Raw genomic sequence first — 25,862 nt, 5'->3', positions numbered from 1 at the left:
CTTTTCAGTTTAAAACAAATCCATGGAGGGTGTACAGTTTGGCCCATGGTAAACGTACCCGAAGTTTGAAAGACAGTCGAATATTACAGGAATTACAGACAAGAGGGATTGTGAACAAAATTAAGCCATGGTGAAAAGGCATTGCTAACGGGCGGACTCGGTGGAAAAGGAGCAAGTGTCTTATTTATTTCAAAATAGATTTAGTACTTTCATTTTCATCTCAAGCACCAGTGGTTCGCCCGAATAGCTACTTGCGAATATCATGAAACAACAGAGAACTACTTAACGGTTTTAAAAACTATAAATCAATATGTTGAGTCTAGAAGTGATAAAAGCGATAGGGATATTGAAAGATATCAATTATTCCCTTGATGAGGCTGAAAACAACACTTTGAATCCACTTTTGGATATGGATACTCGGGTTTTGTTGGAGAAATTTTGTGAGTCAGGACTCGTTAGATTGAGAGCTGACAATTGTACTGACTCAGGACTAGACTCTTATGAATTATCTCAGCCTCTTAACCAAATTTCGCTTTGTGACATACTCATTATCACAGGAGAAGGGTTTAAAATAACCGTTGAGAATACGGAAGATATCTATGCATCTTATGGAGCTATTGGGCGTCGTTTAGAAATTCTAAATCAACTCTCTTGTTATTATCTTTCACAAATACATCTAACAGATATTTGTCTAAAGAAGTAGATTAAAGCTATGATTATGGGACATTTCTATTTGCCGCACGACTTATTCTAATTAGAATTTTCCTTCCTGTCTTGTGTATCCAATACTTTCTTTCTATCTTGCTGCGATATTTCTTGTAGATGGATTTATCTGTCTCTTGTAATAGTTGAAACGCATGAAGATTCCTCATAAATATTTGCTTTATCATAATAAATGGTTACAACCTTATATCCGCAGATTGCTGGAGATTATGACTGTTATCACTTATTTGGCTTCTCTACTATTTATTGGTGCATTGGTTTATGAACATGGATTTATTATCTCTAATGCAGAGCTAGATAAACTAAATACCTTGTATCGAAGTGTCTGGATTATCTTTTTGATTGATATAACATTACACCTTTTTCTTAAATATCAAGATACAAAGAAGAAATATAACAAACTGACGTGGGTATTGAGTATTCTGCTCTATCTAACTCTAATTCCGGTAATTTTCAATAAGCCTGATGTAAGTGGTGGCGTTTTGCATTTTTGGGAATTTCTTCATAGTAAGCTCTATCATGTCGTTTTGTTATCTATCTATTCTTTTCTTCATTTATCCAATGGATTGGTACGCTTGTTGGGCAGACGTACTAACCCTTCACTCATTTTAGCCGTTAGCTTTCTGGTGATTATTATTGTCGGTACGGGGCTACTGATGCTTCCTCGATGCACAGTCAATGGTATTTCATGGGTTGACTCCTTATTCATATCCACCAGTGCAGTGTGCGTCACTGGGCTCACTCCTGTAAATGTTTCTTCGACATTTACTACCGCAGGTTTTGTGGTTATTATACTATTGATTCAAGTAGGTGGGCTGGGAGTGATGACTCTGACTAGCTTTTTTGCGATGTTTTTTATGGGTAACACTTCGTTATATAATCAGTTGGTGGTGCGTGACATGGTCAGTTCTAATTCACTCAGTTCTTTGCTTTCTACCTTGCTTTATACCTTAGGCTTTACGTTGGCTCTAGAGAGTGCCGGCATGCTTGCAATCTGGTTGAGTATACAAGGTACTATGGGGATGACCCTAGAAGATGAACTGGCTTTCTCTGCTTTTCATGCCATTTCCGCTTTTTGTAATGCCGGCTTTTCTACTCTTCCCGGCAATCTGGGTAATGCGTTGATAATGAACAATCATAATGCATTTTATATCTTTATTTCATTGTTAGTCATCTTTGGTGGTATTGGTTATCCTATCCTAGTCAATTTTCGAGAGATTATTCTCTATCATGTACGTCGCCTCTGGGTATCTATACGTACCCGTAAGTACGAGAAACAACGAATACGACATTTATATAATCTGAATACTCGCATTGTATTGATTATGACTTTTATTTTACTCACTATTGGTACGCTTGGCATACTTCTGTTTGAATGGAATGGAGCTTTTGCGGGAATGTCTGTTGCTGATAAGTGTACACAGGCATTCTTTAATGCCGCTTGTCCGCGTACGGCAGGTTTTTCTAGTCTAGATCTTACTTCATTTGCTATTCAGAGCATCTTTATTTATCTCTTGTTGATGTGGATTGGGGGTGGTGCACAATCTACCGCAGGAGGTATTAAGGTCAATGCTTTTGCTGTCATTGTTCTGAACTTGGTTGCTGTTATTAGAGGCAGCGAACGGGTAGAGGTCTTCGGACGTGAGCTGTCACAAGATTCCATTCGTCGCTCCAATGCTACCATGCTCATGTCTCTATCTACACTCTTTCTTGCCATTTTTGTCCTAACGATTCTGGAACCTACTTTGCCATTGCTGGGATTGGTTTTTGAAGTTGTTTCGGCATTGAGCACTGTTGGCTCTAGCCTGAACATTACTACACTTTTGGGAAATAGCAGTAAGCTGGTCATTATTTTGCTGATGTTTGTAGGGCGTGTGGGACTGATAACGATGATGTTGGGTATCGTGAAGCAGAAAAAGAATATTAAATATAAATATCCGAGCGACAATATCATCATAAACTAGTGGTTACTACTAATACGAAACAAGATGAAATATATTATTATTGGTTTGGGGAATTATGGGCGTATACTTGCCGAAGAACTTTCTGCCTTGGGACACGAAGTGATCGGGGCTGACATTAGTGAGAGTCGAGTAGACATTATAAAAGATAAAATAGCAACCGCTTTTGTGATAGATGCAACGGATGAGATAGCTCTTTCCGTTCTTCCACTGAACAGTGTCGATGTAGTTATTATTGCTATTGGCGAAAATTTCGGTGCTTCGGTACGCGTGGTAGCCTTGTTAAAACAGAAGCAGGTGAAGCATATCTACGCCCGTGCCATTGATGCTGTTCACAAAGCTGTACTCGAGGCTTTTGGCTTAGAGAAGATATTAGTCCCTGAAGAAGAATCAGCACGTACGCTAGTTCAACTACTCGATTTTGGGACCAAAGTAGAGTCTTTTCGTGTAGATGAGGATTATTACGTGATGATGTTTCGTGTTCCGGAGAAATTTGTTGGCTACCAGGCTAACGAATTGAATCTTCGTCAGGAATTTAGCCTAAAAATAATTGCGTTGAAACGGGCTGAGAAGGTAAGTAACTTCTTGGGCATCTCAATACTCGAATCCAGTGTTGTGAATGAATTAATACAGGATGATAAGATTCAGACGGATGATGAATTGGTGTGTTATGGTAAGTATCGTGACTTTCAGGTATTTTGGAAAGCATTGTAGCTCTTAGCTAATGACAAATGAACCCTCTATATAATACAAATGCGTACGAAAGAAAAGAGACCAGATATTGATAATACCTAGCATTGATTTATCTTTGTAACATCCATTTGTTATACTTTGAAGAACACGCTATGAGAATGTTACCTAGATTATTATTTCGCATCTGTTTGTTTACCGTTTTTCTTATCTTTATTACGCAAGTTCAGGCTCAGAGTAAAGACAATATTGAAGCGATACAATTTAGGCATATTAATGTCAATAATGGTTTGTCGAATAACCAAGTAAATTGCATCATAAAAGACAGTCGGGGTTTTATGTGGTTTGGCACCTCTTCGGGGTTAAATCGTTATGACGGATATCGTATGCGACAATATTTTGGCAGTGAAAATAACAGTTCATTGTGGGGGGATGCAATTTCGGCTATTCAAGAAGATTCGCGCGGATATTTATGGTTGTCAGTAGGTGCTAGCTATATTCTCTATGATCGTAATAAAGATTCTTTTATTAGAGATTTTAAGGGTGAGCTAAGTAAGCTGGGAATAATATGTAGTAGTGTAAAGTCCATTTATGTGGATGCGAACAAGGATCTTTGGGCTTACGATGGAGCGAAACTCTTTTATTACCAATTCTCTAGTAAGAAATTATCGAAATTTTATCAAGGTAAGAACGCTTCTTGTTTAAGTGAAGGAGAAATTATGTCTATGACCCATTCGAGGGAATACTATTATGTTATTCATCGGTCGGGGGTTATCGAAAAACTGCATGCAAGAACAGGAAAGGTCGTTTTAAGAAATAATTTTTTAAGCAAGCACTCTGATTTTTCGGGAGAAGGATTGCACATCTATCAGGATGTAGACTCTAACCTGTGGGTATATACGGATGTGTCAAAAGGCTTATGGAGATGGAATGTTGAAACAGGAATATGGACTTATTTTGGGATTGATTCATCAAAACATCCATTATCTCATGATTTTATAAGGAGCGTGATTGATGATAGAAAAGGAAATATCTGGATTGCGACTGATCATGGTGGTATAAATCTATTGAATAAGGATACTGAAACAATTGTCTATTTAAAGAATGATCCTGAAATTCCAACATCTGTCAATAGCAATAGTATCATTTGTTTGTATCTGGATGATGAGGGTATCATGTGGACGGGGAGTTTCAAAAAAGGAATATCATACTACAGTGAGACTGCTCAAAAGTTTAGGCCCTATTATTTAAAAGACAGTTCCCAGTCAATCTACAAATATGATGTTAATTCCATTGATGAAGATTTTCAGAACAATATTTGGATGGGGACTGATGGAAATGGATTGGTGAAAGTCAATAAATCGACGGGAGATGCTTCTGTTTATAAAGCTTCCAATAGGCAAAAGGATGCTGTTGGAAATGTGATTGTATCCCTATATCGTGACTCAAAAGACAAATTATGGATTGGGACCTTTTTGGATGGTTTATCTTGTTATGATAATGGCACTTTTACTCACTACAAACATGATAAAACCCCTAATTCTATAGCAAGAGACAATGTTTGGGCCATTGATGAGGACAGGCACGGAAATATATGGTTGGGTTTTCTTAACGGCGGACTACAAATGTATGATCCATTGAAGAATACTTTTGAGACTTATAAGCTTGGCGAGAGTGAATCTGATCTTGGGGTGATGGACCTTTTTTGTAGGAGGGGAAAGTTTCTATATGTTGGAACTGCGTATGGTCTGGGTATTTTAAATACAGACACAAAGAAGTCGGAAAAGCTCTATGGCAATCGTAAGGGTTCTCAGGAATTTTCAGATAAATTTTTAAATTGTCTTTTCTATGATAGTAGGGGGCTGTTATGGTTAGGAGGTAATCGTGGCATCAGCATCTTGGATGAGCGAACAGATAGCCTCATCTACTTGGACAAGAAAGAGGGTTTATATGATAACATTGTGCGCGGAATTGTTGAAGACGATAATAAGAATATGTGGGTAATGACCAGCTCCGGTTTATCTAATATTATAGTGAATGTGGATCCCGTAAATAAATCGTTTAATTGGACAATTCATAATTATGATGAAAATGACGGGCTGTTAGGGCGGAATTTTGGCGGGCGCTTATATAAAAATAGAAACGGAGAGATTATTATTGGGGGTTCCAATGGATACAATATTATTAATCCGAATTATATCGTGTATAACAAGATTCTGTCTAAAGTAACTTTTACGGGCTTGAAAATTGGAAATACAGAGATTAATGTTGATTCGCTATATGATGATCGTGTTATTCTCAAAAGGGGCATTGACCAGACTCGGGAATTGGAACTCAACTATTCTGATAATATTTTTTTTATTGAATATTCGGCATTAGACTATTCTCACCCATTAAAAACAAAATATGCTTATAAACTCGAGGGGTTGAATACGAATTGGATATATACTAATGAGAGCAAAATCTCATTTACGAACCTTAACCCCGGGGAATATGTCTTAAAAATTAAAGCGGCGAACAGCGATGGATTTTGGAATGAAGATGCTTCATCAATGGTTATCATTGTTCACCCGCCATTCTGGTTGTCTATCTATGCTTATCTTCTATATTTACTTTTATTCTTAAGTGCTATTTATTATGTCGTTTGTCAGATCCGTAGAAAACATTATGAAAAGCTTAAGATACAACGAATAGAGATGGAAGCTGAGCGACAGCGGAAAATCAATGAGATGAAGCTACGCTTTTTTACAAATATAAGTCATGATTTCCGTACGCCTCTGTCGCTGATTATCACTCCTCTTGAGAAGCTAATAGAAGATAATAATGCTTCGCCAATGGCAAGCAGGTTGCAGATGATTCATCGGAATGCAGTTCAATTGCTCAATTTGGTGAATCAACTGCTAGATTTTCGAAAGCTTGATGTAAAAGGGGACACCTTAATGCTTTTGCATGGTGATTATGTCTATTTCGTGCGAGAAGTTTGCGAGTCATTCGTAGAGTATGCAGAGAAAAAGAGTATAAATTTATCTATCTATTCGTCTCTGCAACATTTGGAAATGTCTTTTGATAAAGATAAAATTAGAAAAGTATTGATGAACTTGTTGTCAAATGCCTTTAAATATACTCCGGATGGAGGTTGTGTTGTTGTCCGGATAGAAGTTGATGTGAACCAGATGGCTGAGAGGAAGGTGAAAGTAAGTGTAGAAGATACAGGCATAGGCATTAGTGATGAAGAAAAGCCGTGTGTCTTCGATCGGTTTTATCAAATAGCACAACCAAAATTAAACTATGGAAGCGGAATAGGTTTGCACATTGTGAAAGAATTTGTGAACCTTCATGGGGGAGATGTTATGTTATCGGACAATAAGCCTTGTGGGAGTATTTTCTCCTTTACTATCCCGGTTAACGCGGCCGATAAAAGCGAAAAAATAATGCTGCTGAATGCTGCTGATAATGCGCTGCTTCCTCAAGAGCCTCGGGAAGAGCCTAATAAGGCACTATTATCAGCCATACTTATAGTGGAAGATAATGAAGATTTTAGGTTGTTCGTGGCAGATAGTTTAAAGGATGCTTATGTGGTACTCCAAGCGGTAAATGGCGAAGAAGCATTAAAAGTTTTGCAAGCAAATGCTGTTGATGTGATTGTGAGCGATGTAATGATGCCGGTAATGGATGGATTAGAGTTATGCCATCGGGTAAAGAATGATATAAATCTTTCTCATATTCCTGTAATTCTATTGACAGCAAGGACAACTGATGAACATAAATTGGAAGGCTTGAGTGAGGGTGCTGACGACTATATAACCAAACCCTTTAACCTGAATATCTTGAAATTAAGAATTAATAAATTCATTGAGTGGAATAAAAAGAATCATGAACGTTTCAGACGGACAATTGATATCAATCCCAGTGAAATCACGATTAGCTCATTGGATGAAAAACTGATTGCAAAGGCAGTTAAAATCGTAGAAGATAATATGAGTAACACTGAATTTTCTGTTGAGGAATTAAGTTCTAGTATAGGTATGAGTAGGGGGCATTTATATAAGAAGTTGCTTTCAATTACAGGAAAAACCCCTATAGAGTTTATTCGAATCATCAGACTTAAACGTGCTACTCAATTATTGGGTAAAAGTCAGCTGAATATCTCTGAAATAGCTTATGAGGTGGGGTTCAACTCTCCTAAGATTTTTGCTAAATATTACCGTGAAGAGTATAATATGTCACCTTCAGAATACATTAAATCACAGAAAAATGGTTAAGTAAGAACTTTGATACAAATGAATCCCCAACATGCGACAAATCATGGCATGTTGGGGATTTGTTCTTTATACCTTTGCTCCATCTGAGACCTCGATTTATCAATAGGCCATCTCAAAACTTTTAATTATTAACCATTAAATTATGTACAATGAGAAAAACATTTTCCCGAAAATGCATAGACTCTCGTTTAGGTAGCATTGCGCTGCTCTTGCTTTTGCTGTTTTCGGCAATGGCGCTAAGAGCAAATTCATCTCAGGATAGAACGGTATCAGGTGTCGTAACCTCATCGATCGATCGCGAAGGACTGATTGGAGTCAGCGTCCGTGTGAAAGAAACGTCGAACGGAACAATTACTGACATTAACGGCAAATATTCTTTAAGTGTGCGTAGTGGAGAGACGTTAGTTTTTTCCTACGTGGGCTACCATGAACAAGAGATCAAGGTGGAAACGCAAACTACCATTAACGTCGTATTGCTAGAAGACAATGAAATGCTCGACGAAGTAGTAGTAGTAGGTTATGGTGTACAGAAAAAGAAGCTTAATACCGGTGCAACCGCACAAATGAAGGGTGAAACTTTGGCTAAGCTCAATACCGCCAGTCCGTTACAAGCCATGCAGGGACAAACAGCGGGCGTAAGCATTGTTTCTACTTCCGGACAACCTGGGGCTGATATGAAGGTTACTATTCGTGGTTTGGGCACTGTAGGCAAGGCCGCACCTCTTTATATTATAGACGGAATTGAAGGTGACATATCTGTGCTGAATGCTTCGGACATTGAATCTATTGATGTATTGAAAGACGCTGCTTCCGCTGCTATCTACGGTGCTCAGGCTGCAAACGGAGTGGTGTTGGTTACTACAAAGCAAGGTATCAAAGGTAAAGGACAGGTTTCGTTCGATGCTTATTATGGGGTGCAAAACGTAGCTCGCAAAACAAAAATGCTGAATGCCGAGCAATATAAAATCATCATGAACGAACAGGCGGTAAATTCCGGATCCGGTCTGATTGATTTTGATGCGATGAAAGGATTGGCAGACACTGACTGGGTAGGCCAGATGTTTAAAGACGATGCAAAGACAGAGAACTATGCATTGAGCATCAACGGTGGTTCAGAGACTTCCGTATATTCGTTATCATTGAGTAATCTCTCGCAGGAGGGAATCGTAGGCGGATCCGATGTCTCGAATTACGAGCGTTACGGCTTCCGCATCAATACAGAACACAAATTGTATCAGAATGTGTTGAAAGTAGGGCAACACTTAAATTTCAGTTATATTAAAAATACAGGCATTCAAGTCGGCAATCAATATAACAACTCACTGCGTGCAGCATTTACAACTTCTCCTCTGTCTCCTGTGTATAGTGACAACAATCAGTATGACAGCCCGTACAATGATACCAGTAAATCTCCTTGGTATAACGCTGATGGCAATCCTTATGGTGTGATGATGACTAATAACAATAATAAGAACACATCTCAACGCCTCATAGCAGATGTCTACGCGGAGTTGGAACCTATTAAAAACTTAAAGTTAAGAACGGTGTTCGGTATCAACTATTTCGCAAGCGACTTCAGAAGTTACACGCCTCTTTACCGATTTTCAATATATTCTTATAACGAAGATCACACTTCCGTGACGCAACGTGCCAACAGAGGCCATACGCTAACCTGGACAAATACCGCCGGTTATGACTTCACCTTGGGTGATCATGCGTTCAATGCATTGATCGGTGTGGAAGCCAAACGTTATGAAGGTGTGGGCGTAAGTGCAAGCAATTGGAATCTGTTGAGCCAATTCAATGACTTCTCTCATGCATACATTAATAATACCACCGGAGTGGCCCACGAAAAGGATGGCACTGTGGTAGATACTAAAGGCGTGGGAGGAGGTCCGGACAATGATTCGCGCAACCTTTCCTATTTTGGTCGTATTGGTTACAACTATCGTGAAAAGTACATGTTTAACGCTACGCTTCGTGCAGATGGCTCTTCAAATTTTGCTAATGGCAACCGTTGGGGGTATTTTCCTTCGTTCTCTGCCGGTTGGGTCATCACTAACGAAACTTTTATGGAGAAAACAAAAAACTGGCTCGATTTCCTCAAACTGCGCGTAAGTTGGGGACAAGTGGGCAATCAAAACATCGATCCATATCAATATGCTTCGCCCATTAGCACCTCCACCAATGTGAGTGGAGATAATCCGGTCGCTAACTATATATTCGGAAACGGATTGGGTGCCGGAAGTAACGTTAAAGGCTCTTACGCCGTGAGACTCTCCAATTCGGATGTGAAATGGGAAACTTCCGAACAAACAAATGTTGGTATCGACGCACGTTTCCTAAGCAGCCGTTTGAATGTGAACGCCGATTTTTACATAAAAACCACTAAAGACTGGCTGGTAGAGGCTCCTATTCTGGCTACAGCAGGTGCGCAACCTCCGATCATAAATGGCGGAGATGTAAAGAACAAAGGAGTGGAACTTGCACTCAACTGGAACGATCGGGTTGGAAAACTCAATTACAGTATAGGCATCAACGGTGCTTACAATAATAATAAAGTAGGTAAGATACCTACTGAAGATGGCATTATTCATGGAAATACCAATATGCTGTATGCCAACTCCGAAGAATTTTATCGTGCACAAAACGGGCATGCCATCGGATACTTCTGGGGATACAAAACTGCAGGTATTTTCCAAAATCAGGCAGAGATAGAGGCCTGGAAAGCCGCTGGAAACGGAATTCTGCAAGATAATGTAAAACCAGGCGACGTGAAATTTGTAGATATAGAGAAAAACGGAGTGATTGATATCAAAGATAAGGTGGACATCGGATGCGGGCTTCCGGATCTCACTTACGGATTTAATATCAGTTTAGATTACAAAGGTTTTGACTTCTCGGTCTTTGCCAATGGATCGGCTGGTAACAAGATCGTACAGTCGTATGGCAGTCAAGCCACTAAACAAGCCAACTATACCACAGCTATTTTAAATCGCTGGACAGGAGAAGGCACGTCTAGTCGCATCCCACGGGTGACAGATGCCAATGTGAACTGGCAATTCTCGGACCTTTACCTGCAAGACGGTGATTATTTGCGCATTAGCAACATTACTCTTGGGTATGACTTCTCCAAACTGATCAAATGGAAGTACCTCAGCCAGTGTCGTTTATACGCTTCTGTGCAGAATGCGTTTACGTTTACCAAGTATGACGGTATGGACCCCGAAATCGGGTATGGAACCAGCGATTGGGTGTCGGGAGTCGATTTGGGCTATTACCCGCGTCCGCGTACGTACCTTTTCGGTGTGAATATTAAATTTTAACCCGTAAATTAAATAAGTTATGAATTCAACAAAATCATATATCGCAGCACTGTTGGGGATGGTTGCCCTGAGCTTGGGCTCATGTACGGATTTCCTCAACACTTCATCGAAAACTTCTCTTTTCGACGAAAATTACTACAAAACCATCGATGACGCTGAAATGTCACTGGTGGGTTGTTACGATGGTTGGCAACGCACCACGTCCGACGGAGGTTTTGCTCTTTACATCGCTTCCGAAGTAATGAGTGACGATTGTTTCGGTGGTACGGGCAACGGAGACGGACGTGGCTATCAGGTGATGGATCGTTTTGATATCTCCGAATCGCCGGCAGATGCCAACATATTCAATCAAACGTGGCAAAGCTATTATGCCGGAATTTTCCGTTGCAATACCCTGTTGCAGAAACTAGATCAGATAACATGGCAGGAAAGTGAGTTAGCAATTCGGGATCGCATTGAAGGAGAAACGCGCATGCTTCGCGCCCTGATGTATTTCGATATGGTTCGCCTGTGGGAAAACATACCTCTGCTACTGGAGCCTACCGTAGACAATGTGCCGCAGGCAGATCCGGCCCAAGTATATGAAGCAATCATTGCAGATTTGCTTTTTGCGGCAAATAAGATTCCGGCAAATGCTTATCCGAAAGCTAATGCGGCACAAAACGACGGACGCATTACCTGCTATGCGGCAAAAGCCGTGCTTGCACGTGTCTATCTCTACTATACCGGCTATTATGCCACCGAAGCCCCCGGCGTTACTAAGAGCGAGGTACTTCAGGGATTGGAAGATATCATTTCCGATAAAGAATTCGATTTGGTGGGAGATTATAAAAACCTGTGGGAAGCTGCAAGTTCTACTCCTATTGATGGTAAATATGCATTCGAATCAACCTATGCAGGACGTGGAAACATCGAAAGCGTATTAGCGCAAAAATTCAATGACACACAAGATTGGAGTGGAAATATTGATGGAAACGCATGGCTTGTGATGATGGGAATGCGCGGGACTAACTGGTCACCTTATGGAAAAGGCTGGGGAGCATGTACTGTTCATCCTCAACTAGCTAATGTTTATGAGCCGGGAGACAAGCGAAAAACAGCCTCTATCATTGATATTGTAGGCGAAGGTATTGCCGATAAATTTGATAAAAAAGAGCAGCGAGAGTATACAGGATATACCGTTAAGAAATATACGCCAATGGCTTATTATGACGGAACAACTACCACTCAAGGAGGTGCAGGAGATTTCTCCGCTTCACAATCGCAGGATTATATAGTGATGCGTTATGCCGATGTATTGCTGATGGCTGCTGAATTGGGTAGTCCGAACGCACAGACTTATTTCGACCGCGTACGCGAACGTGCCGGACTGGAAAGCAAACCTGTTACAAAAGAAAACATACTAACAGAGCGTCGTTTTGAGTTTGCTTTCGAAGGATTGCGTTATTGGGACTTACTGCGTCAAGGCATTGATTTGGCTGCCACAATCATCGCCGAAGAGAGTGGTGTGTCTGTGTTGAGCGGCGGAGCCAATGACAAAGTAGTGATTAAAGCAGATAACATCAAGAAAACTCGTGGGCTTTGCCAGATACCTGAATCGCAGATCACACTGTCGAAAGGTGTCTTGAAACAGAACCCCGGTTGGTAATAATTTAAAAACAATACTAGATATGAAAAATAGTTCTAAATTGGCAACTGCTTTTATTGGAGCATTGTTACTATTTGTGGCATGTACCCCAGATAATCCTCAACTGGGAGGTGTCATAACCGAAAGCGAATTAAATATTTCCGTCACTCAGAATCCGGAAAAAGACAATACGATATATCTTGAAAATAAGGTTCCGTACATTCTTCCTTACTGGGATTATGTAACTGGATTTTCAAACAAATCAAAAGATACGATAGATATCAGGTTTGCCGGCGAATATGAAATCAAATTTTTTGCGTTGGACAAAGGGGGTAGTGTGTCGACAAGCCGAAAAGTTACTGTTTCGAAAAATGACGAAGACTACTTTAAGGATCCGATGTGGAATTTGCTGACCAATGGCAGCGAAGGTAAGACTTGGGTTTGGAATGATAAAGCCCCGGCCGTATTTGGAAACGGTGGTCAGGGTTCTACCGCTCCCGAATGGTGGCAAGTGCCCATGTCTGAGGTGATTGCAAGCGATTGGGAAGTAGGTGATATGGTTTTCGATTTGAATTCTGCACAGAATTTTACGAAAACACTCACCGATGGAACCGTTACCAAAGGTTTCTTTGATTTAGATATCGTAAATAAACGGGTAACCTTATCGGGAGTAAATATCCTGCACGGGGCTGATTATACGGATGATGGGGCAAATGGAAATTACTATGTGATTACCAAACTGACCGAAACCGATCTTGTATTGGCCCGTCAGGGAAGCGGTTGGCAAAATACGTGGGTATTCAGAAAAAAATAAAATCGATTTTATTGCTGTCCGGTAAAACTTTAAAAGCATAAAAAAAGTGGTTCAGACAATCTATGTAATGGTAGTCTGAACTATTTTTTTGAAAAGTAAGCCCCTCCTAATCAAAAAGTAATGGTTCCGGAGGTGACAAATTGGACTGATCAATGATTTTTAGCCATGCTTTTTCAGGATTTTCGCAAAACATACAGAGGTCAATGTAGTACATGAATGCCTCACTTGCCAGCTTTAGCTTAGCAAGCATAACATGGTCGTGAGTTGTTGCCAATATGAAATGAATGTTATAAGGCACCTCTTGCTCAGTTTTGGGCACAGTGTTAACCTTTATGCCTCCTTTTTTCTTCCCATGCTTGGGATTGCGGCTCGCACCTTTTAAAACGTTTGAAGGCAGCCCTATTTTTTTGTTCCATGAATTTTTACCGGGCACCAATGATTTACAAATAGACCTAGTTTTATTGATCATATAACTTCACCGCACTGAAATAGTGAATTCAACAAACCCCTCTCAGAAGATCCGCAAAACTAGGTGTGATATCTTTACATTATGGTGGATAATAAAGAAACAATATAAGATGATGCATTTAATTAATTTATTGAATGTGCTAAGAAGATTGCTGTTTTGTAATAGCTCACGAAGTGAGATTCAACCTTCCCCAAATCGTTGCTAAATATTACCGTAAAAAATATGACATGTTACCTTAAGAATACATTAAATCACAAAAAAAAAGGCTAACTAAAAGATTTGATACAAATGAATCCCCAACAGGCGACAAATCATGGCATGTTGGAGATTTGTTCTTTATACCTTTGCTTCATCTGAGATTCCGATTTCTTGATCGACAATCTAAAAAAAGCCTTTACTAACTTTAATTTAACTATTAACCTTTAAATTATGTACAATGAGAAAAACATTTTCCCGAAAATGCATAGGCTCTCGTTTATGCTGCATTGCGCTACTCTTGCTCTTGCTGTTTCCGGCAATGGTGCTAAGAGCAAACCCATCTCAGGACAGAACGGTATCAGGAATCGTAACCTCATCGGTCGATCGCGAAGGACTGATTGGAGTCAGCGTCCGTGTGAAAGAGACCTTGAGTGGAACAATTACCGATATTAACGGTAGATACTCTTTGAATGTGCGTATTGGAGAGACATTAGTTTTCTCCTACGTGGGCTACCATGAACAAGAAATTAAGGTAGGAAACCAGACGACCATTAATGTCATATTGGCTGAAAATAGCGAAATGATTGACGAAGTGGTGGTAATTGGCTATGGAACAACCAAAAGAAAAGATGTAACTGGTTCAATTTCTTCAATTTCTGGAGACGAAATACGAAAATCGCAACCGGTTACTTTAGAACAGGCATTGCAAGGTAAAATACCAGGCATGGTTGTGCAGCAGATATCTGGTCAGCCTGGAGGTGCTGTTTCAATGCAGATTCATGGATTATCTTCTTTTAGCGGTAGTTCACCTTTGTGGATAGTTGATGGTATAAAAATGAATGGAGCTGCCACATTGGGAAGTGGTGTAAACCCAATTGCAGGGATCAATCCTTCGGATATTGAATCAATAGATGTTTTGAAAGATGCCTCATCGACTGCCATCTATGGTTCCGAAGCAACAAATGGTGTAATTGTAGTTACTACAAAAAGAGGTAAAGTGGCACCTCCAACTATATCGTACGATTTTTATACTGGTTATCAACAGTTGATGACTAAAATCCCTGTCATGAATCTGCAGGAATTTGCGACTTTTGTAAACGAGAGAAATGCAGGTATAGGATGGGGTTTTGATACAAGACCCGAATTTGCCAATCCTCAATATTTGGGAAAGGGTACTGACTGGCAAGATGAGTTATTTAGAAATGCACCCATGTCCAGTCATACACTCTCTTTGCGAGGTGGCGATGTGCGAACAACTTATTTTTTATCTGCGTCTTATCTAAAACAAGAAGGCATTGCTTTGGGTTCCGATTTTGCCAGAACTTCAGTACGGCTTAATCTTGACAATAAGACCACCGATTGGTTAAAAATAGGGACGGATATCCAGTTGGTTAATATTAGTGAAAATACAAATTCCAGTAGTTCTAGTGTAATTAATACTGCTCTCAGCCAAACACCGGATATTGCTGTGCAGAATACCGATGGAAGCTGGGGAGGAGCTTATAATCCTAACGGCTGGGTGCAACAGGTGGTAAATCCTTATGCTCTTTCACTTATCAACAAGGACAAAGTAAAAAGAAACCAGTTTTGGGGTAGTGCTTATGCTGAGATTAAATTTACTAGAGACTTAAGTCTAAAAAATGAGATTTCAGGAGGTTTCTCTATGGCTACTGAAGATAAGTTTTTTCCAACTTACAAAATGGGTCTTATTGAGAAAACAACCAATAGTGCCGAGTATCTATTTACTAAAAGTGTGAACGTAAAGGTCAGTAATTACCTGACATATAACCATGTGTTTAGCGAAATCTACAATACGAACGTATTGATAGGCCATGAGGCTCAATTATCGCGAGGGGAAGATGTGAGTGCTTACCGTGAAAACTTTCCATCAAATAATGTACAAGTGATTAGCTCCGGTGATGCAACTACGGCAAAAAATAGTGGTACAAAGAGCCAAAGTGCAATGGAATCGTATTTTGGGCGTATAAATTTGGGTATTAACGATAAATACTTATTTACCCTTAATGTTCGTGAGGACGGGTCTTCAAAATATGCTCCGGCTAATCGCTGGGTAATGACTTATTCTGCAGCTGCTGCTTGGAGAATAAGTAATGAGACGTTTTTAAAAAAGATAAAAAACATTAATGATATAAAATTAAGGGTGGGTTATGGTTTGACTAATAACCCAGGAGGTAGAGACTATGCTTATACAACTGTACTTACAACTGTATCTAATAGTTTGAGTGGAGTTTCGCAGCTTACTAGTCAATTTGGAAACCCTGACTTGGGGTGGGAAAAAACAAAAAATACTAATATTGGGCTTGATGCTGCATTTCTTGATTGGCGTCTTAATTTTTCAGTTGACTTTTATAATCGTAGAACAGATGGACTGATAATGCAGACTTATTTGCCTGATTACTCTGCTACTTCTATTGGCTGGTCTCCGGGGGCAATAGATGCTCCTTATGTGAATATTGGATCAGTTAGTAATAAGGGGTTTGATGTAAAAATAAGCTATAAAAACATTAAGGGAAAAGATTTCTCATGGAATACGGATTTAACTATTTCTCATAATGCCAACAAGGTTCTGAAACTCAACGCTGATGGTGCAGCTATAGACGGATCATATAGCAAAACTGTTGTTGGTAGATCTATCGGAGAATTTTATGGATATGTATTTGATGGCATTTATTCAAAGTCGTCGGATTTTTTGGGTGATATAAAACTCGGTATTGAGCCTCATGCAAGACCGGTAAGGAATGGCGAAGAGCTCCCTGTAGGTACTGCCTCTGGTAGTATATGGTATGGAGATCGAATGTATAAGGATCTCAATGGAGATGGTATCATTGATGAAAGAGATCAAACTTTTTTAGGATCTCCCATACCCAAAGTTCAGCTTGGTCTGAACAATACATTTTCATACAAGAACTTTGATCTGAATATATACTTTAGCGCAAATATTGGCAATAAGGTGTTTAATCAACTGCGTGTTAATGGAGAAAGTACCTCAGGTAGTTATGGCTATATGAAAATATTAAAAGAACATGCACGACTTGGTTTGATAGATCCGAATGGATCTGCAACCGACGTTAGAAACGTATATGTGACTAATCCGGGTACAAGGATAGTCGGTGTGAGAAATGACGACACAAATGGCAACAACAGAACTTCTGATATATATGTTGAAGATGGCTCATTTTTGAAATGTAAAACAATTTCACTTGGCTATACGTTTTCAGATAGATTATTGAAAAAAACACCTATAAATTCTTTAAGAATCTATGCGAATGTAACCAATGTGTTTATATTATCTAAATATAAAGGTATGGACCCGGAGATTGGCTCCTGGGATCCGGTTAATGCAGGTGTAGATTCTGGATTTTATCCGCAACCTCGTGTTTTTACTCTGGGTTTAAATATTTCCTTAAATAAATAAAAAGATAATTCTATGAAACTAAAATTTAAAATAATTCATTCACTTATTGCAATTGCCGGATTTTTATCGTCCTGTAGCGATAGTTTCCTTGACCGTCCGCCATTATCAGCTATAAGCATTGATAACTTTTATCAAACTTCTGCTGACTTGAAATTGGCTACAGCGGCTTTATATGCTGGTACTCCATGGGCAGGATGGCTTTATTCGTCTTATTTACCTATCGGGGAGGTGCTTAGTGGTAATATGACCTTGGGCTGGAATGATGATGCTGCTCAATTTAACTCATTCTCTGTTACCGGATTAAATGGTGGCGTTATCGCAGCATGGCAAGGGATGTACAACGTTGTTGGTCATTGTAACGTGACAATTAATTCGATAAATGAGAAAGCACCTGCTACTATCCCTGTCGAAGATGTAAATCAAGCTATAGCAGAAACAAAATTTATACGTGCATACGCTTATTACAATCTGGTCTTATTGTGGAAAGATATTCCTATTATAGAAGATAATTTATTACTCATAAAAATGCCGTTGGTTAATAGGAACCCGGCTAATGATGTTTATCAATTTATAGTCAATGATCTGACTTTTGCAGCTAAAAATTTGCCTCCAACGAATGAGAAGGGAAGAGTTAGCACATGGTCTGCACAAGGTTTGTTGGCTAAAGTATATCTGACATGGTCAGGATTAAATTCTCCGGTTTCTGAACAACGCGATCAAGCGCTTCTGGACAGCGCTAAAATATATGCTAGCAATGTATGTAAAAACAGTGGCTTAGAGTTAATGTCTGATTATGCCGAAATCTTCAAAACCGCAAACAATGACAATCCAGAGTCTCTATTTGCACTTCAATGGGATTCTAGTACTTCGGACTGGTTATCAGGTAATATGTTGCAGATTTATTCTTCGGGTAGTATTGACATCTCTCCGAATGGATCGGCAGGTTGGTTTAGTATTTTGCCTACAGTTGATATTTATAATCAATACTCTGAGAAAGATGTGGTGAGACGTAAAGCTACCTTTATGCTTAAGGGAGATTATTACCCAGAATTAAACAGAGCTGGAGGTGGTTATACATTCAAAGGAGATGCAGGCTTGAAGAAGCATATTATTGGTACCAATAAAGATAACAACGCAGCAACAATGACGCTGACATCATCTGCTGAGCATACTGCATTGTTAAGGCTTTCAGATGTATATTTAGTATATGCTGAAGCTATACTTGGGAATAGTACTACTTCAACTGATATAGATGCGTTGCTATACTTCAATAAGGTGCGCCAAAGAGCCGGATTAGACCCTGTAAGCTCCTTAGATGCGGATGTTATCTTAAAAGAAAGGAGAATTGAATTGGCTGGCGAAGGTCAATATTGGTTTGATTTGGTCAGACTTTCCTACTACAATCCGGCAAAGGCAATCAGTATCCTTAATAAGGAAAAGCGTTTTACTTTTACAATTAGTGACGGAGTTGTGACAGAAGGTGAGCCTGCAAATACAATAACACAGGCTACGGCAGGCACTTTTACTTTGCCAATACCATCGGCCGATATAACGGCTAATCCAAAGTTGTTGGAGCCTGCAGTTCCATATAAATTTTTAAAATAGGAGTTATTATGAGAAAGTTTAAATATAACCAGAAGTATAGTATTCTGTTCGTTTTTCTGGCAGTTACTTCATTCTTAATTTCCTCTTGTGATCCTGATGATATGAAATCACCTGTTATTACAGAAGTTATTAATTATGCCGCATCTCCTAACGACACGGTTCTACATACAATAAATCCAGGACAATGGGTGGTATTGAAAGGACATAATTTGAGCGGAATTAGTAAGGTTACTTTTTGTGGTATTCCTGCTACTGTTCAATCAGTCCTTTTTTCAGAAACCAGTATTGTTGTGCAGTTGCCTGAAATCTCTTTCGCCTCTGTAGCATCTAGCGATATGGGCAAGATTGTTGCAACTAGTGAAGGTGGAATCGCTACCTATAATATTGACATTGTTGGAAAGCCGTTAATATTACGGATAAGAAATTATTCAGATTCACCAAATGATACGATTTTAAAGTCAATTGTACCAAACCAACGAATCAATATTATTGGTTATGACCTCAAGAATGCTACCCAGATTTCTTTCCAAGGCGTTAATGCCGATTTGTCTATAGTTGAATATACCGATTCAAGTGCCATTGTACGAGTGCCAACCGATTTGTCTGGGGGGGATGCTTCTCAAGTGAATACCATCCGATATTCGTCAATAGTTGGATCTGGTGATTATTTAATCAAAATTTATGGACCTCCTGTGATATTGGCTGTTTCTAATGAATTTCCTCTTGCTGGGGATACCGTTTATGTTTCAGGAAGTAATCTGTCGCAAATTATAAGTCTGACTTTTGCCGGATCGGTAATTACGACATTCAAAGAATCGGAAGATGGTAGTTTGGTATGGTTTAAATCTCCGACTTTAACTCAAAGTGGCCCGATAGTGATTGCTTCACCCGGTGGATCGTTTACTTCTGCTTATAATGTTAATGATAAAGTTACAGGAAGAATCACTGATTTTGAATGGGGTGATACATTCCAATGGGAATGGTGGGGAGGAGCCGCAGGCCCGAAAAGTGGCATGTCTGAGTTTGTCGGAAATCCGACCCAGTATTTGTTGATGGATCTTTCCCCAATTGGTAGCGGTGAAGGTGAGAATTGGTCGCATGCTATTCGTATTCCAACAGTGAGGTGGATAGATCCTGAAAATATGTCCGACCCAGTTGCTAGCTGGACTCTCAAATTTGAGATGAATGTTGCGAAAGATTGGAATGGTAGCTCACTTTGTATCGTTGGAGATGAGGGAAATAAATATATGGCTCGGCTTGAACCGTGGCGGATTTCTGCTTCTCGTACCGCCTCCTATAAAACAAAAGGTTGGATAACTGTTACCATTCCTTTATCAGACTTTCGTACAAAAGACCAAACGCTTGGAGACGGATATGGTGCTCAGGTAGGAAGTCTGACAGGATTATTAGGGTATGATGGAACGAGTGTGCTGCAACTTTATCTGCATAATTATGGTGCAGAGACAACAAAAACCGGTTTCTTTGCTGCCTTCGATAATTTTAGGGTAGTAAGAAGATGAAACTATTTTATTCTCTGGGTTTTAGTTGTCTCTATATGTGAAAGTTACAAACATCATCTTATATGGTTTGTCAGGTACTGAAACCTGATAAATCATATAAGTAATAAATAATAAATATATAATGAAAATAACAATATATTCAATACTGCTGCTTTGGGTAGCTAGTGTATCATTTTTCTCTTGTAAAGACGAGAATTACATTCCATTAATGACTGTTTCGGCCAAATCTATTTCATTTCCGGATGACTTGGATTCGTTAAATTTATCGCTTACTACTGATGATAAGTGGAACATTAGTTTTGATGATGCAACCATTCCTAATTGGTTACAGTTAGATCAAACAAGCGGGAATAGTGGTTCTTCTACTATTAAAATTGAAACAACATCGCTTAATACCACAGGGGCTACTCGCCGGGCCATCATTAGAATAACTTGTGATAATGGACAAGCAAGACGTATTAAGGTTTATCAAGCGCCTAAAATTTATCCATCGTATAATATTTCACCTATTGCGCCTGATGCGACAGGAATGGGCAGCACGGCAACAGAATTGGTTGCAAAAATAAAATTAGGGATAAATATTGGAAATACATTGGAACTACGGGGAGTAAATGTAGATCCTACAGAGGCATATATAAAATTCGTGAAACAGTCTGGTTTTAATGCGGTTCGTATTCCTTGTGCTTGGAATTTTAGTTCAAATCTATCCACAGCAAAGATCGACGATACTTTTATGGCCAAAGTAAAGCAAGTGGTTCAGTGGTGTGTGGAAAATGATATGTATGTATTGCTGAATATTCATTGGGATGGAGGCTGGCTTGAAGAAAATTGCACGGTAACAAAACAAGATTCTGTTAATGCTAAACAGAAAGCGTTTTGGGGGCAAATTGCTACAGCCATGCGCGATTTTGATGAGCATTTGATGTTTGCCAGTGCTAATGAACCAAATGCAGAGACTCCAGAAACAATGGAAGTATTGCTTTCATATCATAAGACATTTATTGATGCGGTTCGCTCTACTGGTGGCCATAATACTTATCGAACTTTGGTACTACAAGGAGATACCAGACAAATAGATCCAAGTGTTTTTCCAACAGATCCAACGCCAGATCGTTTAGCTTTCGAATGGCATAATTATTCGCCTACAAGTTTCACCATTTTAGATGATGATCCTCCTGCAGGTTGGGATTTCGTCCGTTTTTATTGGGGTGAGGGTAATCATTCTACTATAGAGCCGGAGCGAAACTGTACCTATGGCGAAGAAGCAGAATTATTGAAGGACTTTAAACAAATTAAGACACAATTCATTGATAAAGGTATTCCAGTTCTTATGGGTGAATACAGTGCTCAAAGATGGGAGGCAACTTCAAAATTTGTTCCAAAAGAACTTGATAAGCATAATGCATCGGTGGATGCTTGGATAACCTATCTTACTAAACAATGCTTGGCTATTGGCGCAAAACCTTTTTATTGGGAAACTGGCGGAGTCTTTGATAGAGTTAATGATGTAGTGCTCGATCAACGTTCTTTGGATGCAATAATTGTCGGTAGTAAGTAGGCATATTTAAAACCGCAGGCTTTTATTGCAATTTAAGAAATTAGGTAAAGCTTTGCATAATTGATATTGGAAGATGGAATCATGAGGGTGCGTCAACAAAAGTTGAGCACCCTCACTTTGTTTTTATAAAAAAATGAGTTTATTTGTATTTAGAATAGAAATACGAACTTTGGATATTATACCTATGAAGCCTTTTTTATTATCATTTCTTTCCTTCTTACTGAACTATTGCATGCTCAGGAAACGACTATTCGTTATCTCTCCGGTACCGATAAAGACAACACTGTTCGGTGGAATTTATCGTCCAGTCTACTTAGAAGTGAAGCCACAACAACAAATTCATCTATTGCGCTGATTGTCGATATGTGAGAATCTATACAGATGAAGGCAGTCGTAGTATCATATCTTCTGAACAAGACTTGTTCTTTCAAATGCTTCAGGCAGAACGCTCCAAAGGTGCTGAAAACGATTTTACTGCACCTTCATCTCCTGCTACATCTCTGGGGTTTATGTATGCTATTCCGCCTATTGGAGCGAAATTTTAGGCAGCTTCTAAATTGGGGCCTTCCGGTCAGAAGAACATGCAACTCAACTGGGCTCCTTTTAAAGGAAGTTTGTGGCTTGATTTTTGATCATAAGTTGTTTCTGTGTGCTGATAAGTTTTATCTTTGCAACATTTGGTTAATAACTTTAAATACAATACTTATGAGGAATTTCTTTTTCTCGTTTTTGCTCTTATCAATCGGTTTCTTACCGATAGGTGCTCAAACCTTTGGGCGGACAGATCTGGGTATAAGAGCAAAAATGCAATCTATGAATTTGGAAGTACAGTTTTTCTCTCTCTAGTGATAGTAAAGTCGTTTCATCTAGCGAGAAAAGAATAAAGATGAGGTTATAATAGATTAATAAAGACGAGTCGAAGTTTATTTTGTAGAATATTTAAGATAAAAGAAATGATGAATACAAATTGTACTAGAACACTATTTATTTTATTTTTGATTTTAGGTCAATGTCTCCTAATTAAGGGACAAACGAGAGGGATTTCTAATCAGGTAGAAATATTCCCATTATCGGAAGTCCGTCTTCTAGATGGCCCTTTTAAGCATGCTGAAGCACTTGATATTAATTATCTGTTAGATTTGAATGCTGACCGACTGTTAGCACCCTATCTAAAAGAAGCGGGACTTACTCCGAAGGCAGATAATTATACTAATTGGGAGAATACGGGTTTAGATGGACATATTGGAGGGCATTATCTTTCTGCTCTTGCACAGATGTATGCATCTACCGGAGATGCTCGTATAAAAGAGCGACTTGATTATATGCTAAATGAATTACAGCGTTGCCAAGATGCATCCGGCGACGGATATCTTTGTGGAGTTCCCAGAGGTAAAGCCATGTGGCAGGAAATTGCAAAAGGGGATATACGAGCTTCTTCTTTTGGGCTGAATGATAAATGGGTACCTTTATATAATATTCATAAAATTTATGCTGGTTTATACAATACCTACCTCTATACAGGAAGTGATCAGGCTCGTACAATGTTGCTCAAACTGACGAACTGGATGTACAATCTTGTTTCAGGTTTAAGCGATGAGCAGATGCAAGATATGCTTCGCAGTGAACATGGTGGGTTGAATGAGGTGTTTGCAGACGTTGCAGCCATGACAGGTAATGACAAGTATTTGAAACTAGCACATCGTTTCTCTCATAAATTCATTTTGCAACCCTTGTTACAACAAAAAGATCAATTGACGGGATTGCATGCCAATACTCAAATTCCGAAGATTATTGGTTTCGAACGCATTGCTGAAGTCGAAGGCAATGAAGATTGGCATGGGGCTGCCTCTTTCTTTTGGGAAACAGTGATCAAGAATCGTTCGATAAGTATTGGTGGAAATAGTGTTAGGGAACATTTCCATCCGGCAGATGACTTTTCTTCAATGATGCATGATGTTCAAGGTCCTGAAACTTGCAATACCTATAATATGCTACGTCTTACTCAATTGCTGTATCAGGTCAATGCGGATTCGAAATACATGGATTACTATGAAAGGGCGCTTTATAATCATATTCTTTCCACTCAGAACCCGAAGACTGGCGGCTTAGTTTATTTTACCCCCATGCGTTCGGGGCATTATCGGGTTTACTCTCAACCTCAAACTAGTTTTTGGTGTTGTGTGGGTTCCGGTTTGGAGAATCAGGCAAAATACGGAGAAATGATTTATGCGCATAGTGGTAAAGATGTGTATGTGAACCTTTTTATACCATCGCAATTAAATTGGAGCGAACAAGAATTGGAGATTATCCAGAAGACAAGTTTTCCTGATAAGCCCTTTACAGAATTATGGATAAACCCAGTTAAAAGAAGTTCTTTTACGCTCTATTTACGTGCTCCACAATGGGTTAAAGGTGCGTGTATATTGTCTGTAAACGGTAAAAATCAGCAGGCTTCAGTAAACAAAGAAGGATATATTGCTGTTGCTCGCAAATGGAAAAAAGGAGACTGCGTTCGCTTGGAGTTACCCATGTCTATCTCTGTAGAGGTTTTGCCTGATCGTTCACCTTATTATTCTATTTTGTATGGGCCGATAGTGCTTGCTGCAAAAATGGGAACGAGCAATATGCAGGGATTGTTTGCAGATGATAGTAGAGGCGGACATATTGCTTCGGGCCCTCAACTTCCATTGGCAAAAATACCTGTTTTTGTGGGGACTCCAGAGAACCTTGCTTCGAATGTTAAAGCTGTTGATGGAAAGCCACTGACCTTTACTTTAAGCGGTTTATATCCTAATAATTTCAGTGGAATGGAACTCATTCCGTTTTATCGGTTGCACGAATCCCGTTATATGGCTTACTGGCTTTTAGCGTCGAAAGAAGATTTGTTGAAGCAACAGACTCTACTTGCCGAGCAAGAGCACAAACAGATGGCTCTTGACTCAATTACCATCGATCGAGTCATCTGCGGAGAACAACAACCTGAATCCGACCACTTTATTCAATCAAAACAGTCACAAATCGGATTTTCAGAGGACCTTCATTGGCGTGATGCCAAGGGATGGTTTAGCTATCAGATGAAACAGAAAGTAGCAACTCCTGCATGTTTGTATATTGCTTATAATGATGAAGAGAAATCGCGTGATTGCAGTGTTTGGGTAAATGGGCAGCTACTATCTGAGCTAAAAACGGCAGGCAATAAGAAAGGAGTTCAAACAGTCTTATTTCCTATTCCGGAGAGTGAAAGAGGTGCTTCACAGTTAACAATAAAGTTTGAAACTTCTTCTTCTGTCGTTGCAACACCCAGAATATATGAGGTTAGAGTTCTTCTCAAAGCACATATGGATTGTGAAACCAAGTAACTTTCCCTACTAAATAGGATCATAATTCGACTTTTCTTTGGACAGAATAGGTGTATGTTTGTAAGGTTCGTAAAATCCGATAACATGCAAAAACACAATTCTGTTCTTTTTAGTATATGACTGGTTTGATAAGAGTCTTTTTATTTATCAATTGGAAAAAGGTTTAAGTGTTTTCTGAAAACACTTAGGCCTTTCTTTAAAACATCTAGGTCTTTTCAAACAAAGAAAATCACAAGTATTCAGGATTATAAATGAATATTAATTTTGCTGCGTAAATTTCAAAATGATCTTTTCGTCAGCGTTTATCATCTATA

General features: G+C 39.2%; 14 protein-coding genes. 13 read left to right on the top strand and 1 reads right to left on the bottom strand.

Features of this window, described 5'->3' with window-relative positions:
• The first annotated feature begins 310 nt into the window (after positions 1-310).
• The 7 genes from BQ5338_RS11265 (at position 311) to BQ5338_RS11235 (ending at position 13,403) form a co-directional block, all read left to right on the top strand.
• Positions 311-703 (top strand): hypothetical protein, encoded by a 393-nt coding sequence (locus BQ5338_RS11265; RefSeq protein WP_071146961.1) that lies wholly within the window; start codon positions 311-313, stop codon positions 701-703.
• A gap of 154 nt (positions 704-857) precedes the next feature.
• Positions 858-2,687: a TrkH family potassium uptake protein gene (locus tag BQ5338_RS11260; protein ID WP_071146960.1), complete on the top strand. Its 1,830-nt coding sequence runs from the start codon at positions 858-860 to the stop codon at positions 2,685-2,687.
• A gap of 24 nt (positions 2,688-2,711) precedes the next feature.
• Positions 2,712-3,398 carry a potassium channel family protein gene (locus BQ5338_RS11255; protein ID WP_071146959.1) on the top strand — a complete coding sequence of 229 codons (687 nt, stop codon included), beginning with the start codon at positions 2,712-2,714 and terminating at the stop codon, positions 3,396-3,398.
• 131 nt (positions 3,399-3,529) lie between these two features.
• On the top strand, positions 3,530-7,636 hold the full coding sequence (locus BQ5338_RS11250; RefSeq protein ID WP_078063477.1) for a hybrid sensor histidine kinase/response regulator transcription factor: 4,107 nt from the start codon (positions 3,530-3,532) through the stop codon (positions 7,634-7,636).
• A 149-nt stretch (positions 7,637-7,785) separates the two neighbouring features.
• Positions 7,786-10,962: a SusC/RagA family TonB-linked outer membrane protein gene (locus BQ5338_RS11245; protein ID WP_071146957.1), complete on the top strand. Its 3,177-nt coding sequence runs from the start codon at positions 7,786-7,788 to the stop codon at positions 10,960-10,962.
• Between the two features lie 19 nt (positions 10,963-10,981).
• Positions 10,982-12,610 (top strand): RagB/SusD family nutrient uptake outer membrane protein, encoded by a 1,629-nt coding sequence (locus BQ5338_RS11240; protein ID WP_071146956.1) that lies wholly within the window; start codon positions 10,982-10,984, stop codon positions 12,608-12,610.
• A 22-nt stretch (positions 12,611-12,632) separates the two neighbouring features.
• Positions 12,633-13,403, top strand: a complete 771-nt coding sequence (locus BQ5338_RS11235; RefSeq protein ID WP_071146955.1) for a hypothetical protein — start codon at positions 12,633-12,635, stop codon at positions 13,401-13,403.
• Positions 13,404-13,509: 106 nt separating this feature from the next.
• Here BQ5338_RS11235 and BQ5338_RS11230 read toward each other — a convergent pair whose 3' ends face one another.
• Positions 13,510-13,872 (bottom strand): hypothetical protein, encoded by a 363-nt coding sequence (locus BQ5338_RS11230; RefSeq protein ID WP_071146954.1) that lies wholly within the window; start codon positions 13,870-13,872, stop codon positions 13,510-13,512.
• Positions 13,873-14,308: 436 nt separating this feature from the next.
• Between BQ5338_RS11230 and BQ5338_RS11225 the strand changes: the two genes are divergently transcribed.
• From BQ5338_RS11225 to BQ5338_RS11200, 6 genes are all read left to right on the top strand, one after another.
• Positions 14,309-17,506: a SusC/RagA family TonB-linked outer membrane protein gene (locus BQ5338_RS11225; RefSeq protein WP_071146953.1), complete on the top strand. Its 3,198-nt coding sequence runs from the start codon at positions 14,309-14,311 to the stop codon at positions 17,504-17,506.
• 12 nt (positions 17,507-17,518) lie between these two features.
• Complete coding sequence (locus BQ5338_RS11220; RefSeq protein ID WP_071146952.1) at positions 17,519-19,111, top strand: RagB/SusD family nutrient uptake outer membrane protein; 1,593 nt, start codon at positions 17,519-17,521, stop codon at positions 19,109-19,111.
• Positions 19,112-19,119: 8 nt separating this feature from the next.
• Positions 19,120-20,631 (top strand): glycan-binding surface protein, encoded by a 1,512-nt coding sequence (locus BQ5338_RS11215; RefSeq protein ID WP_071146951.1) that lies wholly within the window; start codon positions 19,120-19,122, stop codon positions 20,629-20,631.
• 121 nt (positions 20,632-20,752) lie between these two features.
• Positions 20,753-22,189, top strand: coding sequence for a cellulase family glycosylhydrolase (locus BQ5338_RS11210; RefSeq protein ID WP_139265241.1), 1,437 nt, complete (start codon positions 20,753-20,755; stop codon positions 22,187-22,189).
• Between the two features lie 365 nt (positions 22,190-22,554).
• Positions 22,555-22,734, top strand: a complete 180-nt coding sequence (locus BQ5338_RS11205; protein ID WP_071146950.1) for a hypothetical protein — start codon at positions 22,555-22,557, stop codon at positions 22,732-22,734.
• A gap of 411 nt (positions 22,735-23,145) precedes the next feature.
• A complete protein-coding gene (locus tag BQ5338_RS11200) occupies positions 23,146-25,548 on the top strand; it encodes a beta-L-arabinofuranosidase domain-containing protein (protein ID WP_078063476.1) in 2,403 nt (800 codons plus the stop codon).
• Positions 25,549-25,862: the final 314 nt, after the last annotated feature.

Source organism: Bacteroides ihuae (assembly GCF_900104585.1).
In the GTDB taxonomy this organism is placed as follows: Bacteria; Bacteroidota; Bacteroidia; order Bacteroidales; family Bacteroidaceae; genus Bacteroides; species Bacteroides ihuae.
This window is presented reverse-complemented; position numbering and strand designations above follow the sequence as displayed.

Bases quoted from the DNA above. Each gene is read 5' to 3' on its own strand.
- BQ5338_RS11230 (WP_071146954.1), bottom strand. From the start codon at position 13,872: ATGATCAATAAAACTAGGTCTATTTGTAAATCATTGGTGCCCGGTAAA.
- BQ5338_RS11220 (WP_071146952.1), top strand. From the start codon at position 17,519: ATGAAACTAAAATTTAAAATAATTCATTCACTTATTGCAATTGCCGGA.
- BQ5338_RS11225 (WP_071146953.1), top strand. From the start codon at position 14,309: ATGAGAAAAACATTTTCCCGAAAATGCATAGGCTCTCGTTTATGCTGC.
- BQ5338_RS11255 (WP_071146959.1), top strand. From the start codon at position 2,712: ATGAAATATATTATTATTGGTTTGGGGAATTATGGGCGTATACTTGCC.
- BQ5338_RS11245 (WP_071146957.1), top strand. From the start codon at position 7,786: ATGAGAAAAACATTTTCCCGAAAATGCATAGACTCTCGTTTAGGTAGC.
- BQ5338_RS11250 (WP_078063477.1), top strand. From the start codon at position 3,530: ATGAGAATGTTACCTAGATTATTATTTCGCATCTGTTTGTTTACCGTT.
- BQ5338_RS11200 (WP_078063476.1), top strand. From the start codon at position 23,146: ATGAATACAAATTGTACTAGAACACTATTTATTTTATTTTTGATTTTA.
- BQ5338_RS11265 (WP_071146961.1), top strand. From the start codon at position 311: ATGTTGAGTCTAGAAGTGATAAAAGCGATAGGGATATTGAAAGATATC.
- BQ5338_RS11260 (WP_071146960.1), top strand. From the start codon at position 858: ATGAAGATTCCTCATAAATATTTGCTTTATCATAATAAATGGTTACAA.
- BQ5338_RS11240 (WP_071146956.1), top strand. From the start codon at position 10,982: ATGAATTCAACAAAATCATATATCGCAGCACTGTTGGGGATGGTTGCC.
- BQ5338_RS11210 (WP_139265241.1), top strand. From the start codon at position 20,753: ATGAAAATAACAATATATTCAATACTGCTGCTTTGGGTAGCTAGTGTA.
- BQ5338_RS11235 (WP_071146955.1), top strand. From the start codon at position 12,633: ATGAAAAATAGTTCTAAATTGGCAACTGCTTTTATTGGAGCATTGTTA.
- BQ5338_RS11215 (WP_071146951.1), top strand. From the start codon at position 19,120: ATGAGAAAGTTTAAATATAACCAGAAGTATAGTATTCTGTTCGTTTTT.